Genomic DNA, 16,450 nt, shown 5'->3' with positions numbered 1-16,450 from the left:
CACGCTCAATAAGACACCAGCAAGGCCGATCCGCCCTCCCCAAATTTCGGCTCGATGCCGAGAATGGGCGCCGCGCGGCGAATGATCTCGCGGGCGATCGGGCCGGCGGTGCCGGCGGAGATCGTTCCGCCATACTGCTTTTCACCGGTTTTCGGCTCGTCGCAGAAGGTGATGACGGCATATCTGGGATTGTCGATCGGGAAGGCTGCGATGAAGGAATTGAAGTTCAGCGTCGAGGAATAACGCCCGTTCACCACCTTGTCGGCCGTACCCGTCTTGCTGCCGACGCCGAAGCCCGGCACGCGGGCGACGCGGCCCGACCCCTTGTAACCGTTGAAATCGAGGAGGTAGCGGACCTCGTCGCTGGTCGACTTCTTGAGGACCTGTACGGCGATCTGATCGGCCTGTTCGCGGGTGCGCGGCAGGAATGTCGGCTCGATCAGCTTGCCGCCGTTGACGAGGGCCGCAGCCGCCACGCCGGTCTGCAGCGCGGTCGTCGAAACACCATGGCCGAAGGAAATCGTGATCGAATTGATCTTCTTCCAGACGCGCGGCTGGCTCGGCATCTTCACTTCGGGCAGCTCGGTCTGCATTTTCGTCAACAGGCCGAGCTTGGTCAGGTAATCCTTCTGCGCGTCGATGCCGACGAGATCGATGACGCGCGCCGTGCCGATGTTCGAGGAATACTGGAAGATTTCCGGAACGGTCAGCCAGCGGCGCTGCCCGTGAAAGTCATGGATGGTGAAGCCGCCGATATAGATCGGCTTGCTGGCGTCGAACGTATCGGACATCTTCACCTTGCCGCTGTCGAGCGCCATCGCCAGCGAAAAGGTTTTGAACGTCGACCCCATTTCGAAGGTGCCGTTGGTCATCCGGTTGAGCCAGCCTTCCTTGGCGCCCTCCTGCGGATCGTTCGGATCGAAGTCGGGCGCCGACGCCATGCCCAGCACCTCCCCCGTATGCACGTCGATAACGGCCGCACCCGCGCCCTTGGACTGGAAGTTGTTGACGGCGTTGATGACCGCATCGCGGACGATGTTCTGCACACGCAGGTCGATCGACAGCCGCACCGGCTCCAGCGGCTGATCGCTGGTCATGCCGACCGAGGCGAGATCGGCGAGCCCCTGGTCGTCGATATATTTCTCCATGCCGGCGACACCGCGGTTGTCGATGTTGACGTAGCCGAGAATATGCGCGGCGGTCGCCCCGCCAGGATAGAAGCGGCGCTTCTCCGGCCGGAAGCCGATGCCGGGAATGCCGAGCGCCAGGATCTGGCTCTGCTGCTTCGGCGTCAGCTGCCGGCGCAGCCAGGCGAAATGCGAGGTCTTGACCGAGAGCTTCTTATAGGTGTCCCTGACGTCGAGCTCAGGCAGGACGGTCGAAAGCTTCTCGACGGCCTCGTCGACGTCGACGATCTTGTTCGGCTCGGCAAACAGCGAGACGGTGCGGATGTCGGTCGCCAGCACCTCGCCGTTGCGGTCGAGGATATCGGGGCGTGAAGCCATCAGCCGGTCGGGCGGCAGGATGCTGGAGACGACCTCCTGATCCTTCATCGCATATTCGACGAGGCGGCCGCCGATAACGGCGTAGACGCCCATGAAACCCATGATCAGCAGACCGACACGGCTTTTCGCCTGTCCGGATTTCTTCTTGCGCGACCCTTCGATCGCCAGGCCGGCGGAAGGGCCGCCGAAACGGTTATAAACGCCGGCGGAAAAATGCGCCTGGCTCTTCAGAACCATGATGCGGGAAAGAAACGACATTATTCCACCGACCCCGTTTCGATCTCGTCCGCTTCACTATCCTCCACGAGGCCGTGCTGCGCCGTCGCGCCGCCCGGCTTCGCTGCGCCGCGGGGAGCGGGCGTCGGAACCGGCTGCGCCTTGGCGCTGGCCACGGTCGCGCCCTTGGCGCCGGCCTTGGCCTCCGTCGTATCCGGCACGGGAACCTCCGACTTCAACATCGGCAACTCCTTGGCATGCACGAGCGCCGTCGATTCCGTCGGCTGCAACTGCAATTCCTCATTATAGGCGTTGACCAGCCGCTCCAGCCGGTTCGGCTGCGATTGCAGCGCCCAATCGGCCTTGAGAAGGTCGATCGTATCCTTCTCGAGCTTGATCTCGGCTTCGAGGCGATGAACTTCCTCGAGCTTCAATTCGGCGCGATGCTTGATCGTGTAGGTGACGGCGGCCGTTGCCGTCATGACGCCGATGAGCACGAGATCGAACGTTTTCAGCATATCAACCTCCAAGCTTTCCGAGAGTGGCAAGATTGGGAAACCCGAAGAGCGACATATCCGCCGCCTCGGCGGCGGCATCCGTGCGCAGACCGGCGCGCAGCTTGGCGGAGCGGGCGCGCGGATTGGCCTCGGCCTCCGCTTCGCTTGCCGAAACCATCGGCTTGCCGATGGCCGTGAACGTCGCTGCCCGCTCATGCGCAACCGGCAGGTGACGCGAACCCGACGCCTTGCCGGCGCGATCGGAGAAGAATTTCTTGACGATGCGGTCTTCGAGCGAATGAAAGGTGACGACGACGAGCCGCCCGCCGGGCTTCAGCGCTCGCTCCGACGCAAACAGCGCCTGCGCCAGCTCCCCGAGCTCGTCATTGACGAAGATGCGGAGCGCCTGGAAGACGCGTGTCGCCGGATGGATCTTGTCCTTCATCTTGCGCGGGGTGACGAGCTCGATGAGGCCGGCGAGATCGCGTGTCGTTTCGAACGGCTTTTCCTCGCGGCGCTTCTCAATCGCATGCGCGATGCGCGGCGACTGGCTCTCCTCGCCGAGGAAATGAAAGATGCGGATGAGATCGGCGACCTTGGCGCGGTTGACGACATCGGCGGCCGAAACACCTGTCCCCGACATGCGCATGTCGAGCGGTCCGTTCTTCTGGAAGGAGAAGCCGCGCTCGGCCTCGTCGATCTGCATGGAGGAAACGCCGATATCGAGCACGACACCATCGAGCCCGCCTTGCGGCGCATGATCGGCAAGATTCGAGAATTGCGAATGAACGAGCTTGAGGCGGCCGCCATGGGCGGCGACCATCGCCTGGCCCGCCGCGATCGCTGTCGGATCACGATCGAGCGCGATCACGTCGGCGCCGGCCGCAAGGATGGCCGAGCTGTAGCCGCCCGCGCCGAACGTACCGTCGAGAATGAGCTTGCCGGGCGCAGGCGAGAGCGCTGCGAGGACCTCATCGAGAAGAACGGGAATGTGACGAACCGGTCCGCCACCGGCATCAGTTGAACCTCCGCCAGGATTCGCCACCATTCCGTTCCCTCGTCCTTTCAGGAACGCTTGCCCGCCAGCTTGCGCTCCCCTCGTGCCTGCGTCTGCGCCGCCAGAAATGCCTGCGGCTGCCACAGCTGAAAATGATCCGCCCGACCGACGAAGGTCACTTCGTCCGAGATGCCGGTGAAGTCGCGGATGAAATCCGTGACCATCAGCCGCCCCTCGGCATCGAGCTTCATGAAGACCCCGCCTCCGTGAATCAGAAGCGACATCGCGTTCGCATCCGGCGAAAACGGATCTTCCGCAGCAATCTGCCGCTCGAATCTTTCGAGAAGATCCGGGCCGCCGACGCTGATCGCCGGAAACACAAAGTCCTGGAAACAGTAGAGCTCCTGAACGTTGCGCTGCGCCAGCACGGAACGAAATGCCGAAGGCACGGAAACCCTGCCCTTGGCATCGATCCTGTTGGTCGCGTTCGAAAGGAAGCGGCTCATGACTCGAAACATCCGTTCCCGCAGGGAGCCGGACAAAAAGACGCCCGAAAGTCCCAATATCAGGCACAGCTTCGCAAGCCGGATGAGCTAAACCCCACCCGACGCTTCCGGAGAGGAAGACGCCTTTGCTTTGCGATGAATGGGCAAATGATTGCCCTTGTGCAGTGCGCATTTGGGATAGCATGGGACCATATGGGCGTCAATGGGATACGCCCACTTTGCAACGGACGCATGATCAAACATTTATAAGCTGTTAAGTTTAACAAAGGGTTAGCGGCGCCATTTTAGAGGAAGCACGCACTGGTGGCGTCGCACAAAAATCCACCCTGGAGATGCATGAATATACGCTTGAAAACAGCCGGTTTCAGCGACTTAGACTGAAAATCCAGGCCCTGCCGCGGCACGGAAGTTAATCGCCAGTTGGCCTGTAAGCCGGGTTCTGTATGGCTCCGGCGTGAACCGGAACGTGGCAGCCATTCCTCTGGGACAGCGCTCGCACGCTGCCTCACGCAACCCACCCGGATGACTGGCCTGGAAACCGGCCGGAGGGCCTTTCGGCCCGCCACGTCATCCCTATTCGGTCTTGCTCCCGGTGGGGTTTACCGTGCCATATCCGTTGCCGGAAATGCGGTGGGCTCTTACCCCACCCTTTCACCCTTACCTGTCATGACAGGCGGTTTGCTTTCTGTGGCACTTTCCCTGAGGTCGCCCTCGCCGGACGTTATCCGGCACCGTGTTTCCGTGGAGCCCGGACTTTCCTCACCTTACCGCCTTTCGGCATTGGTAAAGCGCGGCTGCCCGGCCAACTGGCAGGGCTCCCATAACTGACGGAGATCGCAATTGCCATCGAAATAAGCGATATCGCTTAACGAAATTGCGGTGTGAAATCCGTGGAGTAGCCTTGTTCGCTGATTCTGCCTGACAAAAGCAGCTCCGCGCCCAGCCTGCCGATTTCGTCCGAACTCTTGGCCGAGGTGCCGGCGCAGCCAGTCAGCACCGCGATCGCGGGCGAAGAGGTATAGCCGATCATCGGATAGCTGCTTTCCGTGAACGAGACGACGCAGGCGGCCGTCGAAATCGAAAGCGGCGTCATATCGGGCACGAGCTCGGCGACGATGCGCTGCAGATGCGAGCGCACGCTCTCGCGCCCCTCGGTCCTGAACCAGCCCCGCATCTCCGCGTCGCTGCGCAGAACCAGATCATCGGGATCGCCGCCGATCTTCAGGTAGAATTTGCCATCGGGATAACGGATCGGCGGCAGCAGATAGATATGGATGCCGGGCACGTCGAGAATGAGCGACGGCATCGCCGCAAGGCGGGCGGCATCTGCCTCGCTCACTTCAAACAGCGTGACGGTCCGGCCATAAACCGTCATGGCAACCGGCTGCGGCAACAGATTCTCGGAAATAGAAAATCCGCCCGCCGCCAGCAGCACCTTTTCACCGCGATAGGTGAGACCCCCGGCAGTCCTGACGGTCGCCAGCCCGCCCTCCTCGCGGATCGAGACCACATGATCCCGGATGACCGCGGCGCCTGCCCTTTCCGCAAGCACAGATTGCGCCTTGACCAGCTTGCGCGGACTGATATGCCCGGCGCCCCTCGCCTCGAACACACCGGCACTTGCGTCGGGAAAGGCAAAGAAAGGAAAGGCGGCCTTCAATCCGGCCTCGTCGAGAAGGCTGGTCTCGACGCCGAGCGAAACGGCGGCCCGCCCCGTCCTTTCGAGATAATCGCTTCCATCAGGCGCAACGACGACGCAGCCGGCCTCGCGATAGAAATCGATGCCGCTCTCGCTCGCGATCTCGCCGTAGCGGCCGATCGAGCGATTGGCGAGCAGCGCCCAGTTGCGGTCGGGATCGATGGTACGGGTAATGCGCCCCTCGTCGTAATGGCTGGCGAAGACGCCCTCATGCGCCTTGCGGTCATCGGGTTCGTCCGGGCCGATCACCGCGACGCCATCCGCCTGCCGCGCCAGATGCCGCGCGGCGGCGGCTCCCATCAGCCCGCGGCCGACGACGATATATTTGAAATCGACTGCCATGATATCCCTCTCAAGCGAAGATCGGCATTAGCTCATGCCCGAAATCCTCGTCCCCGAGCCGCCCCTCCTTAAGAAGCACGGCGCCGAGACGCCCGAGTTCGTCGGAGGATTTGGCCGCGACGAAATTGCCGCCGGTCAGCACGGCGATGCGCGGCGACTGGGTGAATCCCACATAGGGATAGCCGGTCGGGGTGAAATTCGCCGCGCACGGAGCCGACGTGACCGGGCAGCCGGCAAGCTCCGGCATCAGTTGCAGGGCAATGCGTGAGAGATGATCGCGCTCGGCCGCGCTGCCGTCGGAACGGAACCACGCGCCGGCATCCTCCAGCCGGCTGAAGGAAAGCGCTTCGGTATCGCCGCCGAGCTTCAGATAGGTCTTGCCATCGGGATAACGCACCGGCGGCAGGATATAGATGTGATCTTCCTCCCGGTCGCCGAGCACGATGGTCGACGGCATGTCGCCGAAAACAGTCATCTCTCGCTCGCCGATTTCGTAGAAGACAACGGTCCGCGCCATGACTCTCAAATCGACGGGACGCGGCAGCAGGGCATGGAAATTGCTGAAAGCGCCGGCCGCAACCAGCACGCGCTCGGCGCTGTAGCTTCTGTCGCCGGCCGTCACCTCGACATGGGAGCCCGCGTCGTGCACCGATGTCGCAGTCGCTTCGATCAGCGAGACGCCAGCCTGTTCGGCGAGCTTGGCTTGCGCGCGCACCAGAGCCCGCGGATTGATGTGCCCGGCGCGCTTGCGCTCGAAATACCCGCTGAAATCAGGGCCGACACTCAGATAAGGAAAACGCCGGCCGAGGTCCGCAGGCGCGACGATCTCGATATCGCTGTCGAGCGTCGCGCTGACGGTCAGCGCCTTTATAAGAAAGTCCTGCTCATCCCTAGGCGGTGGGCCGGCGAAGAGGCAGCCGACTTCCGAAAAGAAGGAAATGCCGCTCTTCGCCTCGATCTCGCGGTAGCGCGAGAGCGCCCGCGCGGCGAAGGTTCCCCAGGCGAGGTTGCCGTCGAAGGTGCGTGTAATACGTGCTTCGTCGTAGTGGCTGGCAAAGACGCCGTGATGGGCCTTGCGCTCCTCGGGCTCCCGCGGGCCGATCAGCGCGATATCGTCGGCCATGGAGGAGAGATGCCGCGCGGCCGCCGCCCCCATCATGCCGCGCCCGATGACGATGAACCTGAAATCGACTGCCATATCTCACCTCATCTCGAGGTGGGATATCACGGCGCGCGTCCCGATTCATATCGCAAAAACAGCGGTGGAGGATTTTCCTCCCGTCCGCTCGGCGGCTCAGTCGAGCATCGCCAGGACCTTGCCGCAATAGGTCTTCGACACCGGGTTCATGCGCGTTGCGCCATGGCCGGCGTTATACTTGAGGATGGTATTGCAGGTCTCTCCACCACCGAGATCATGGGCAGCAGCCAGATATTTCATGCCGTACTTGATGTTGGTTTCCGGATCGAACAGGCCCTTGGCGCTGCCGGAATAACCCATCATGCGGGCCGTTGCAGGCTTTATCTGCATCAGGCCGATTTCACCGTGGCTGCCGCGTGCATTCGGATTGAAATTGCTTTCGACGCGGATGACCGCGGTCGCAAGCGCAACCGGTACAGCATATTGGTTCGCATATTTGCTGATCAGCGCGGAATAGGAATTGCCGGAGACATTGGCGACGGGATAACCGCTCTGGCGCTCGACCGTCTTCAGCGGGCGTTCCGCCGTCTTGAGCGGACGCTTCGCCGGCTTGACCGAACGTTCCGCTTTCTTCAAAGGACGCTCTGCCTTCTTCGAAGGACGCTCGACTTTCTTCACCGGCGCATCGGCCCGCACACCCCAATCATTCGCAAACGCAAAGCTATTCCCCGCCAGCACCATACCAACGCATGTTGCAGCAACAACAATCAGTTTTCTCATGTAGTCTTGAACACTCCGACCCAAAGAATTTCCGGACGGCGCGCCTCGCTGTCATAATGAATACCAGACCAGGGAACGATTTGGATTCACGGTAATTCTTATCGTTTCACATATCGCCCGTGGTTTAACTCGAAAACAACCCGAGCACCGCTTGGCGGACGTTCTTAGATCATCGCAATGAGGAGATAATAGGGAAATGATGTGGCAGGCCGAATTTCGCGCTGCAATGCGAAATTCGGCGTATCAGCAATTGCCGAGAATCAGGAATAACGCGGCAGCGTCGACAGCAGCCGGTGCAGCGTGTCGATCGTCGAAAAATCGGCGATCCCGTCCACCCGCTCGGGGCGGAAATGGCGCTGGAAAGCTTCCACGTCCCCGGCCGTCTTTTCGGAGAATTCCCCCGTAATTTCAGTGCCGTAACCATAAAGCGACAGCATCGACTGCAGCGCCTCCACCGGCTGGCCGGCGTCGCCGCGCTGAAAGAAGCGCCCGCCAGTGATCGTTGCCGGCTCGACCCAATGGCCCACACCCGCCCGGTGAAGCTCGGCCCAGGGGAATTTTTCGCCCGGATCGACCTTGCGAATCGGCGCGACATCGGAATGCCCGAGCACTCGTTCCGGCGCGATCGACCAACGTTTGACACAGTCGCGACACAATTCGATCACCGCTGCGATCTGCTCTTTCGGATAGTCGGGAAGGCCGCCGGGATGGCCGGCATTGGCGATTTCGATGCCGATCGACAGCGAATTGATATCGCTCTCGCCCTGCCAGCTGCTTTTGCCCGCATGCCAGGCGCGGCGCGCCTCCGGTACGAGCTGGACCACCTCGCCATTCTCATGCACGAAATAATGGCTGGAAACCTGGCTCTCGTCCCGACAGAGCCAATCGAGCGCGCCGTCCGCCGTCGGCATGCCGGTATAGTGCAGCAGGATCATGTCGGGACGGCGCCCGTCCGCCCGCTCGCCGTGATTGGGCGAGGGCCGCACGCAAGCACCTCGGTAATCGGCCTCGAAAGAGGTCATGCGGCGCGGCGTTCCTTCTCGATCGCCGCATAGGCCGCGTTCAGCGCCGCCATGCGTTCGTTGGCGATCACATGGAACTCCTTCGGCACCCCGCGCGAGACCAGCCGGTCGGGGTGATGTTCGCTGACGAGGCCGCGGTAACGGCGGCGGATCGTCGGGAAATCGTCGGAGGGCGAAACGCCGAGCACCTTATAAGGGTCGCCGCCGGACGAGACGTGGCGGGCGGCGATCTGCTCGAAGCGGGTCTCGCTCATCTGGAAGATCTCGGCGATATGGCTGAGGAAGTTCAGTTCCTTCTCGTGGATCAGCCCATCGGCCTTGGCGATGTGGAAGAGACCGTCGAGTACGTCTTCCAGCACCGGGCAATTGGCCGCGCAAGTGACGCAGAGCGTCGAGAGCCGCTCGGCATAGGCTTCATAGCCGGCGACGTCCTGGCGGGCGAGATTATAGAGCCGGGCGACGTTCTTCGCCTGATCCTCGGGAAATTCGAAGATTTCGCGGAAGGCTTCGACCTCTTTCTCGCTGACGATGCCGTCGGCTTTGGCCATCTTGGCCGAAAGCGCGATGATCGCCACGGAGAAAGCCACCTTGCGCCGGGTCTCGGGATCGCCTTCGAAAACCGTCCGGATAGCCTCGACCACCGCGGAGAGCGCATTGCCCGCGGTATTGCCAATGGCATTCAACAGTTTTTCCCAGAAGGACATCGAAAATCTCTCGCACGCTTGTCAAGTATGAGCAATCAGCTTGACCAAAGAATCGTAGCCTTTGCAAGGCGGCTATTGGTCGTAGGATCGAAAACAGTTTTCACGATTCGGTAATTATTGCAGCGCAGCAGGCGCTCGATCCGTTTCGCCCGATCGTCCGGGAGAGGATTGCCCGCACCAATCCTCCCTCAACGCCTAACCGCCGATTTCCACAAACTGTTCCCGATGAGCAGATCGCGCTTGAAACGATTATATCGACGCTTCGCGCCACCTTTGCCGTTCAACCCGGCAGAAAGGCGCATTTTTCGTAAATTCTTTACTTTACAGGGCCCTTTCCCTGCCGCATCCATGCGTTAGCTAACGCTGCCGCACTGAACACCATAGGAGGGATCATGGCCAAACAGAAAGTCGCAATGCTGACCGCCGGAGGCCTGGCGCCCTGTCTTTCCTCCGCCGTCGGCGGCCTCATCGAACGTTACAGCGACATCGCGCCCGAGATCGATATCGTCGCCTACAAGTCCGGCTACCAGGGCGTGCTGCTCGGCGACCGTATCGAGATCACCCGCGACATGCGCGAAAAGGCGCCGCTCCTGCACCGCTACGGCGGCTCGCCGATCGGCAACAGCCGCGTCAAGCTCACCAACGCCGCCGACTGCGTCAAGCGCGGCCTGGTCAAGGAAGGCGACAACCCGCTGAGGGTCGCCGCCGAGCGCCTTGCCGATGACGGCATCACCATTCTCCACACGATCGGCGGCGACGACACCAACACCACCGCCGCCGACCTTGCCGCCTATCTCGCCGCCAACGGCTACAATCTCACTGTCGTCGGCCTGCCGAAGACCGTCGACAACGACGTCGTGCCGATCCGCCAGTCGCTCGGCGCCTGGACGGCCGCCGAAGTCGGCGCGCATTTCTTCGACAATGTCAGCAACGAGCAGACGGCCGCACCGCGCACCCTCGTCATCCACGAGGTCATGGGCCGCCATTGCGGCTGGCTGACGGCGGCCACCGCCCGCGCCTATCTCCAGCGCACCAGCCGCAATCAGTATGTCGACGGCCTGATGATGGACGCGCATCTGAAGAGCATCGACGCCGTCTATCTGCCTGAAATGGCCTTCGACCTCGACGCCGAGGCCGCCCGCCTGAAGGACATCATGGACCGCACCGGCCACGCCACCGTCTTCGTCTCGGAAGGCGCCTGCCTCGACGCCATCGTCGCCGAGCGGGAAGCCGCCGGCGAAACCGTCAAGCGCGACGCCTTCGGCCATGTGAAGATCGACACGATCAATGTCGGCGCCTGGTTCCAGAAGCAGTTCGCCAGCCTCCTGAACGCCGAGCGCTCCCTCGTGCAGAAGTCGGGCTATTTCGCCCGCTCCGCGCCTGCCAACGCCGACGACCTCAGGCTGATCCAGAGCATGGTCGATCTCGCCGTCGAAAGCGCGCTCAATAAAGTCTCCGGCGTCACCGGCCACGATGAAGCGCAGAATGGTAAATTGCGCACTATAGAATTCCCGCGCATCAAGGGCGGCAAGGCTTTTGACCTGTCTACGGCATGGTTTGCCGAAGTCATGGACAATATAGGCCAGAAATACAAAGAAGCGTGATTGACGGATCGTTAATATGATGTCTTTGCTTCTTCCTGAGGAATAGGAGGAGACACCATGTCGCTTGAAGCCTGGATCGCTTTTGCGGCCGCATCCGCCATCATGCTGGCCATACCGGGGCCGACGATACTGCTCGTCGTCTCCTATGCGCTCGGCCATGGCCGCCGGACGGCGCTTGCGACGGTCAGCGGCGTGGCGCTCGGCGACTTCACTGCGATGACCGCGTCCCTCTTCGGTCTCGGTGCGGTGCTGGCCGCCTCCGCCACCCTCTTCACCGTCTTGAAGTGGATCGGCGGCGCCTACCTGATCTGGCTGGGAATCAAGCTCTGGCGGGCTCCCGTGATCGGCGAGCCCGTCGCCGACAACGACAATCTGCCGGAGGAAAAATCGCTCAAGATCTTCCTCCACGCCTATGTCGTCACCGCCCTCAATCCGAAGAGCATCGTCTTCTTCGTCGCCTTCGTGCCGCAGTTCCTCAATCCCGCCCTGCCCTTCTTCGGGCAGATGGCGATCATGGAAGCGACCTTCCTCGTGCTGGCGATCCTCAACGCCGCCACCTACGCATTTCTCGCCCATTCCGCTCGCGGACTGATTCGCAAGGCGAGCGTCCAGCGCGCGGTAAACCGCACCGGCGGCACCCTGCTGATCGCTGCAGGCGCCGTAACGGCCGGGTATCGCCGTATTGCGGCTTAAAAAACCGGGTATCGCGCTGTTGCAGCGTGGAAATAATCCGTGGTTGCCGGAATGCAACGAATAGGTTAATGGGGTCGTCGGGTTTAAGCTTTTTAGTAACTTTTATAACGCTGCCGGGGCGGCGCGATTTCACGAAAGTGACGGAATGGTAGCGATCGGATTGTCCGGCCTGAAACGCGGTCTTGTCGTTTCCACGGTGCTCTGCTGCGGCGTGATCACCGGCTGCACGAGCGTCGAATACACCTCTCAGGCCGAACTGACAGCTGCCCAGACCGTGGTGCCGACACCGAAGCCGGGCGAAGACGCGATGCTTGCCGCGGTCCCGACCGCCGAAGGCGCGGCCGGCCAGGCAATCGCAGGCGCCATGCTTCCCCAGGCAGGCCCGTCGCTCACCGCAACGGCGATGCCGGCGGTGACCGCATCCCAGCCAGCCGATCTCACCATGCAGGCCGGCATACAGCCGGCAGCCTATGCGCAGATCCCGCTGACGCCGGAGATGACGGCGATCCAGTCCGTCGTGCCGACGCCGCGCCCGGGTGCGCCGGCGCAGCCGGCAACGCAACTTGCCTTTGCCGCCACGCCGCAGAACAGCGCGCTTGCAGCGCTTGCCGCAGTCGACACCACGCCGCGCTCCATGGATTACGGCTTCGACGAATCCGGGCCGATCGATCCGCCGACGGCTCCCCCGATGTTTAGCGACGACGACAAGGACGATGCGCCGACCGTCGAGAAAAGCTTCGTCACCAAGCTCATCCAGAAATATTCGAAGATCTACGAAATTCCCGAGACGCTGCTCCACCGCATCGTCCATCGCGAGAGCCGTTACAATCCGAAGGCCTACAACAAGCGCGGCTATTTCGGCCTCATGCAGATCAAATACAACACCGCCAAATCCATGGGTTATGACGGTGCGCCGGGCGGCCTCTTCGACGCCGAGACCAACATCAAATATGCCGCGAAATATCTGCGCGGCGCCTGGCTCGTCTCCGACAACAGGGAAGACGACGCCGTCCGCCTCTATGCGCGCGGCTATTACTACGACGCCAAGCGCAAGGGCATGAACGACATCGCCCAAGGCAATTACTGACAGCCACGATTGAAATACGTTGAAGCGGAAGCGCCGGCCTATGGCTGCGCTTGCGTCCGCTGCTGCGATCCGGCCTGCTGCTGCGGCGCTCCCAATGGCGGCGAGACCGCCAGGATCGCCTTGAGAAGCGGCTGCGGCTGATAGTCGAGCCAGCTCGGCGTCAGGCCGAGCCTGACGATGACCAGATTGGCGGAAGGCACGATCGCCATGCTCTGCCCGTCATGCCCGCTCAGCCAGAACGTATCCTCCGGCAGCCCGAAGGCGGCGCTCGAGCCGCCGCCTGGAGCGAGCCAGGCCTGGCCCTGCGTATACCGGCCGTTCGAGGCTGCCGTCGGCGTGCGCATGGCGCCGACGAAACCCTCCGGCAACAGCCGCCGGCCGTTCCACACGCCGTCCTGCAGCAGGAACTGCCCGAAGCGCGCCCAGTCATGCGCCGTCGCATAGAGATAGGAGCTTCCGGCGAAGGTGCCGCGCGCATCGAGTTCGAACACGGCGCTCGTCATGCCGAGCGGCGCAAACAGCGCGTCGTGCGGATAGGCGAAGGCCGCCTGGGCGTTGCCGACCCTGTCCATCCAGATGCGCGACAAGAGCACCGCCGTGCCGCTCGAATAGCGGAACCGTTTACCGGGCGCCGCCTCCATCGGCGCATTGGCCGGCAGCGATACCATGTCGGGATCGAGATAGAGCATGCGCGTCACGTCGGCGACGTCGCCATAATCCTCGTTGAAGGCAAGGCCGCTCTCCATGCCGAGCAGGTCGGAAACCTTGATGTTCCCACGCGCATCGTCCTTCCACTGCGCCAGAAGATGATCGTCGTCGAAGGAGATCTTGCCGTCGAGCATCAGCCGGCCGAGGATTGCCGCATTCACCGTCTTCGTCATCGACCAGCCGATCAGCGGCGTCTTCGCCGAAAATCCCGGACCATAGGCTTCGGCGACGATGCGGCCGTCGCGCACCGCCACGATCGCCCGCATCGCCGGACCGGCAAGCTTGGCGTCGGCCAAGAGCGCGGCGATCTTCCCGTCCGGCTGATCACCGGCGCCCTCCCCCTCCGGCCACACCGCGTCGCTCGCCTGCATCCTGGCCGGCGCATCGAAGGGCACGGCATGCGCCGCCGCCTCGAAATCGCCGTCCGGCACGCTCGTGCAGCCGAGACCACTGCGATAGAGCGCGTAACTCGGCGCGAACAGCCCCATGAAGCGCGCCGTCACGCGGTCGTTGTCGCGGTCGACGCTGACGCGCATGAGCCGCAGCAGCGGATTTCCGGGCGCCTGGACGTCGTCCTGAAGCACATCGTCCGCGTCCCGGCCGGCGATGAAGACATTGGAGCAGACGATCTTGGCGGCGTAACCGTCACCGACGCGCAGGAGTTCCGGCGGCCGGACGAAGAGCCAGCCGGCGCCGGCGATGACGAGGAGAACGAGAAGGAGAGCAAACGCCTTCAGGATACGCAGGACAGATCGCATGGCATTCCTCCATGCCGGGAGAGAAGCAGGAATCGCGCCCGCGCGAAAGGGGGCGGCGCGAAGAAGGCCCGTCATGCCGATCACTTCACCGGGAGGGCGATGTATCCGAAGAGCGGCGCCCACAGGCCGCGTCATCAAACTGTAGCAGTGGCGCGCTACACGCCCTGAACGCTAAAAAGGTGACAGACTCATGTCAGAATTTGCACCGGATGCCGGCTTCCGCAAGAACCGGAAACTCAAGGACGCCCTTCTCCGCCACAAGGCTTTTTCGAAGGATGGTTTCTCCGAGCGCCTCTTCGGTCTTCTCTTCTCCGGCCTCGTCTATCCGCAGATCTGGGAGGATCCGGATCTCGACATGCAGGCGATGGAGCTGAAGCCCAACCATCGCATCGTCACCATCGGCTCCGGCGGCTGCAACATGCTCGCCTATCTCTCCAAGGCGCCGGCCTCGATCGACGTCGTCGATCTCAACCCGCACCATATCGCGCTGAACAAGCTGAAGCTCGCCGCCTTCAAGCATCTGCCCGATCACACCGATCTCGTCCGCTTCCTGGCGATGCCGAACGAGAAATCGAACAGCCGCGCCTTCGACCGGCATCTCGCCGAAAGGCTGGACGAGGCGACCCGCAGCTATTGGAACGGCCGCAAGTTCGGCCGCCGCCGCGTCACCGTCTTCGACCGCAACATCTATGAAACCGGTCTGCTCGGCCGCTTCATCGGCGCTGCCCATCTTCTGGCCCGCCTGCACGGCGTCAAGCTGCGCGAAATGACCAAGACCCGCTCGATCCGCGAGCAGCGCCAGTTCTTCGACGAGCAGATCGCGCCGCTGTTCGAAAAGCCGGTCGTGCGCTGGATCACCGGCCGCAAGAGCTCGCTCTTCGGCCTCGGCATCCCGCCGCAGCAATATGACGAGCTGGCAAGCCTCGCCGACGATCATTCGATCGCGCCGGTCTTGAAGCATCGCCTGGAAAAGCTCGCCTGTCATTTCCCGATGCGCGATAATTATTTCGCCTGGCAGGCCTTCGGCCGCCGTTATGCCACGGCAGAGGAAGGTCCGCTGCCGACCTATCTGAAGCCGGAGCACTATGAGGTGATCCGCGCCAATGTCGACCGCGTCAACGTTCACCATGCAAGCTTCACCGAGCTTCTGGCCCGCGAGCCGGCTTCCTCGCGCGATCGCTACATCCTGCTCGACGCGCAGGACTGGATGACCGACGGGCAGCTGAACGACGTCTGGCGGGAAATCACCCGCACGGCGCGCGAAGGCGCGCGCGTGATCTTCCGCACCGCCGCCGAAAAGAGCATCATCGAAGGCCGCCTGTCTGCCTCGATCCGCGACCAGTGGGATTATTTCGAGGAAAAGTCGCGCGAGCTGACCGCGCTCGATCGCTCGGCGATCTACGGCGGCTTCCATATTTACGGGAAGAAAGCGTGAGCGAGGCCGGCGCCGAGACGGTGGGAAAGAGCGATAACCATGCCAGCCTCATGGATGGCATGTACCGCTACCAGCGCCACATCTACGACCTCACCCGCAAATATTACCTCCTCGGCCGCGACAGCACGATCCGCAATCTCGACGTGCCCGAGGGCGGCACCCTGCTCGAAGTCGGCTGCGGCACCGGGCGCAACATGGCTTTGGCGCACAGGCATTTTCCGGGCGCCAAGCTGTTCGGCCTCGACATTTCCCAGGAAATGCTGATCTCGGCCCGCAAGACCTTCGCCACCAAGGCGACCATCCCGGAATTCCGCGTCGCCGACGCCACGGCGTTCACACCGCGCGAATTCGGCGTCAGCGGCTTCGACCGCATCCTGATCTCCTATGCCCTGTCGATGATCCCGGACTGGGAGCGTGCCGTCGATGCGTCGATCGCCGCGCTCAATCCCGGCGGCCAGCTGCACATCGTCGATTTCGGCCAGCAGGAAGGCCTGCCGCGCTGGTTCCGCCGCATGCTGCAGTCCTGGCTTGCGAAGTTCCACGTCACCCCGCGCCGCGACCTGCGTGAGGTTCTGGAAGCCCAGGCCGATGAGCATAATGCGCGCCTGGTATTCGAAACCGTCGGCGGCGGTTATGCCTGGCGGGCGGCTATTATCAGCAAGCGCTCATAATTCGCTTGAAACTAACCGATTTTTTACGTTGATATGGTGAAAAGAGGGTTATTCCTCTGCTGGACTCGTTTTTCTCGAAGGTCAGGCT

Annotated in this window: 15 protein-coding genes and 1 other RNA gene; 5 read left to right on the top strand and 11 right to left on the bottom strand. The window is 62.4% G+C overall.

Annotated elements, in window-relative coordinates; translation table 11 throughout:
* Nucleotides 1–5: 5 nt before the first annotated feature.
* From ATY78_RS05515 to ATY78_RS05470, 10 genes are all read right to left on the bottom strand, one after another.
* A complete protein-coding gene (locus ATY78_RS05515) occupies nt 6–1,763 on the bottom strand; it encodes a penicillin-binding protein 2 (protein WP_088681332.1) in 1,758 nt (585 codons plus the stop codon).
* On the bottom strand, nt 1,763–2,239 hold the full coding sequence (locus ATY78_RS05510) for a hypothetical protein (protein ID WP_088681331.1): 477 nt from the start codon (nt 2,237–2,239) through the stop codon (nt 1,763–1,765). The genes ATY78_RS05515 and ATY78_RS05510 overlap by 1 nt, the downstream gene beginning before the upstream one ends.
* 1 nt (nt 2,240) lies before the next feature.
* Nucleotides 2,241–3,266 (bottom strand): 16S rRNA (cytosine(1402)-N(4))-methyltransferase RsmH, encoded by a 1,026-nt coding sequence (rsmH, locus tag ATY78_RS05505; protein WP_088681330.1) that lies wholly within the window; start codon nt 3,264–3,266, stop codon nt 2,241–2,243.
* Between the two features lie 17 nt (nt 3,267–3,283).
* Nucleotides 3,284–3,721, bottom strand: a complete 438-nt coding sequence (gene mraZ, locus ATY78_RS05500) for a division/cell wall cluster transcriptional repressor MraZ (protein ID WP_245313492.1) — start codon at nt 3,719–3,721, stop codon at nt 3,284–3,286.
* A gap of 412 nt (nt 3,722–4,133) precedes the next feature.
* Nucleotides 4,134–4,531: RNase P RNA component class A (rnpB, locus tag ATY78_RS05495), an RNA gene on the bottom strand.
* A 55-nt stretch (nt 4,532–4,586) separates the two neighbouring features.
* Nucleotides 4,587–5,762 carry an FAD-dependent oxidoreductase gene (locus ATY78_RS05490; protein WP_088681328.1) on the bottom strand — a complete coding sequence of 392 codons (1,176 nt, stop codon included), beginning with the start codon at nt 5,760–5,762 and terminating at the stop codon, nt 4,587–4,589.
* Nucleotides 5,763–5,772: 10 nt separating this feature from the next.
* A complete protein-coding gene (locus ATY78_RS05485; RefSeq protein WP_088681327.1) occupies nt 5,773–6,960 on the bottom strand; it encodes an FAD-binding oxidoreductase in 1,188 nt (395 codons plus the stop codon).
* A 96-nt stretch (nt 6,961–7,056) separates the two neighbouring features.
* Nucleotides 7,057–7,680, bottom strand: a complete 624-nt coding sequence (locus tag ATY78_RS05480; RefSeq protein ID WP_088681326.1) for a lytic transglycosylase domain-containing protein — start codon at nt 7,678–7,680, stop codon at nt 7,057–7,059.
* A gap of 260 nt (nt 7,681–7,940) precedes the next feature.
* Complete coding sequence (locus tag ATY78_RS05475; RefSeq protein WP_088681325.1) at nt 7,941–8,702, bottom strand: N-acetylmuramoyl-L-alanine amidase; 762 nt, start codon at nt 8,700–8,702, stop codon at nt 7,941–7,943.
* Complete coding sequence (locus ATY78_RS05470) at nt 8,699–9,406, bottom strand: DnaJ family molecular chaperone (protein WP_088681324.1); 708 nt, start codon at nt 9,404–9,406, stop codon at nt 8,699–8,701. Before ATY78_RS05470 ends, ATY78_RS05475 begins: the two co-directional genes overlap by 4 nt.
* A gap of 392 nt (nt 9,407–9,798) precedes the next feature.
* Here ATY78_RS05470 and ATY78_RS05465 point away from each other — a divergent pair, with 392 nt between their 5' ends.
* The 3 genes from ATY78_RS05465 (at nt 9,799) to ATY78_RS05455 (ending at nt 12,790) form a co-directional block, all read left to right on the top strand.
* A complete protein-coding gene (locus ATY78_RS05465; RefSeq protein WP_088681323.1) occupies nt 9,799–11,010 on the top strand; it encodes a pyrophosphate--fructose-6-phosphate 1-phosphotransferase in 1,212 nt (403 codons plus the stop codon).
* 57 nt (nt 11,011–11,067) lie between these two features.
* A complete protein-coding gene (locus ATY78_RS05460) occupies nt 11,068–11,703 on the top strand; it encodes a LysE family translocator (protein ID WP_088681322.1) in 636 nt (211 codons plus the stop codon).
* Between the two features lie 145 nt (nt 11,704–11,848).
* A complete protein-coding gene (locus tag ATY78_RS05455; protein WP_088681321.1) occupies nt 11,849–12,790 on the top strand; it encodes a lytic transglycosylase domain-containing protein in 942 nt (313 codons plus the stop codon).
* Between the two features lie 38 nt (nt 12,791–12,828).
* Here ATY78_RS05455 and ATY78_RS05450 read toward each other — a convergent pair whose 3' ends face one another.
* Nucleotides 12,829–14,256 (bottom strand): serine hydrolase, encoded by a 1,428-nt coding sequence (locus tag ATY78_RS05450; RefSeq protein ID WP_088681320.1) that lies wholly within the window; start codon nt 14,254–14,256, stop codon nt 12,829–12,831.
* Between the two features lie 190 nt (nt 14,257–14,446).
* On the opposite strand from ATY78_RS05450, the gene ATY78_RS05445 reads away from it, so the two are divergent.
* Nucleotides 14,447–15,691, top strand: coding sequence for a DUF3419 family protein (locus tag ATY78_RS05445; protein WP_088681319.1), 1,245 nt, complete (start codon nt 14,447–14,449; stop codon nt 15,689–15,691).
* A complete protein-coding gene (locus ATY78_RS05440; protein WP_088681318.1) occupies nt 15,688–16,362 on the top strand; it encodes a class I SAM-dependent methyltransferase in 675 nt (224 codons plus the stop codon). Before ATY78_RS05445 ends, ATY78_RS05440 begins: the two co-directional genes overlap by 4 nt.
* The last annotated feature ends 88 nt before the right edge of the window (nt 16,363–16,450 follow it).

It is taken from the genome of Rhizobium sp. R635, from assembly GCF_002211285.1.
Lineage (GTDB): Bacteria > Pseudomonadota > Alphaproteobacteria > Rhizobiales > Rhizobiaceae > Rhizobium.
This window is presented reverse-complemented; position numbering and strand designations above follow the sequence as displayed.

What these genes read in the sequence shown, in the direction of transcription:
- ATY78_RS05515 (WP_088681332.1), bottom strand. Translation starts at nt 1,763, where the DNA reads ATGTCGTTTCTTTCCCGCATCATGGTTCTGAAGAGCCAGGCGCATTTT.
- ATY78_RS05510 (WP_088681331.1), bottom strand. Translation starts at nt 2,239, where the DNA reads ATGCTGAAAACGTTCGATCTCGTGCTCATCGGCGTCATGACGGCAACG.
- rsmH (WP_088681330.1), bottom strand. Translation starts at nt 3,266, where the DNA reads ATGGTGGCGAATCCTGGCGGAGGTTCAACTGATGCCGGTGGCGGACCG.
- mraZ (WP_245313492.1), bottom strand. Translation starts at nt 3,721, where the DNA reads ATGAGCCGCTTCCTTTCGAACGCGACCAACAGGATCGATGCCAAGGGC.
- ATY78_RS05490 (WP_088681328.1), bottom strand. Translation starts at nt 5,762, where the DNA reads ATGGCAGTCGATTTCAAATATATCGTCGTCGGCCGCGGGCTGATGGGA.
- ATY78_RS05485 (WP_088681327.1), bottom strand. Translation starts at nt 6,960, where the DNA reads ATGGCAGTCGATTTCAGGTTCATCGTCATCGGGCGCGGCATGATGGGG.
- ATY78_RS05480 (WP_088681326.1), bottom strand. Translation starts at nt 7,680, where the DNA reads ATGAGAAAACTGATTGTTGTTGCTGCAACATGCGTTGGTATGGTGCTG.
- ATY78_RS05475 (WP_088681325.1), bottom strand. Translation starts at nt 8,702, where the DNA reads ATGACCTCTTTCGAGGCCGATTACCGAGGTGCTTGCGTGCGGCCCTCG.
- ATY78_RS05470 (WP_088681324.1), bottom strand. Translation starts at nt 9,406, where the DNA reads ATGTCCTTCTGGGAAAAACTGTTGAATGCCATTGGCAATACCGCGGGC.
- ATY78_RS05465 (WP_088681323.1), top strand. Translation starts at nt 9,799, where the DNA reads ATGGCCAAACAGAAAGTCGCAATGCTGACCGCCGGAGGCCTGGCGCCC.
- ATY78_RS05460 (WP_088681322.1), top strand. Translation starts at nt 11,068, where the DNA reads ATGTCGCTTGAAGCCTGGATCGCTTTTGCGGCCGCATCCGCCATCATG.
- ATY78_RS05455 (WP_088681321.1), top strand. Translation starts at nt 11,849, where the DNA reads ATGGTAGCGATCGGATTGTCCGGCCTGAAACGCGGTCTTGTCGTTTCC.
- ATY78_RS05450 (WP_088681320.1), bottom strand. Translation starts at nt 14,256, where the DNA reads ATGCGATCTGTCCTGCGTATCCTGAAGGCGTTTGCTCTCCTTCTCGTT.
- ATY78_RS05445 (WP_088681319.1), top strand. Translation starts at nt 14,447, where the DNA reads ATGTCAGAATTTGCACCGGATGCCGGCTTCCGCAAGAACCGGAAACTC.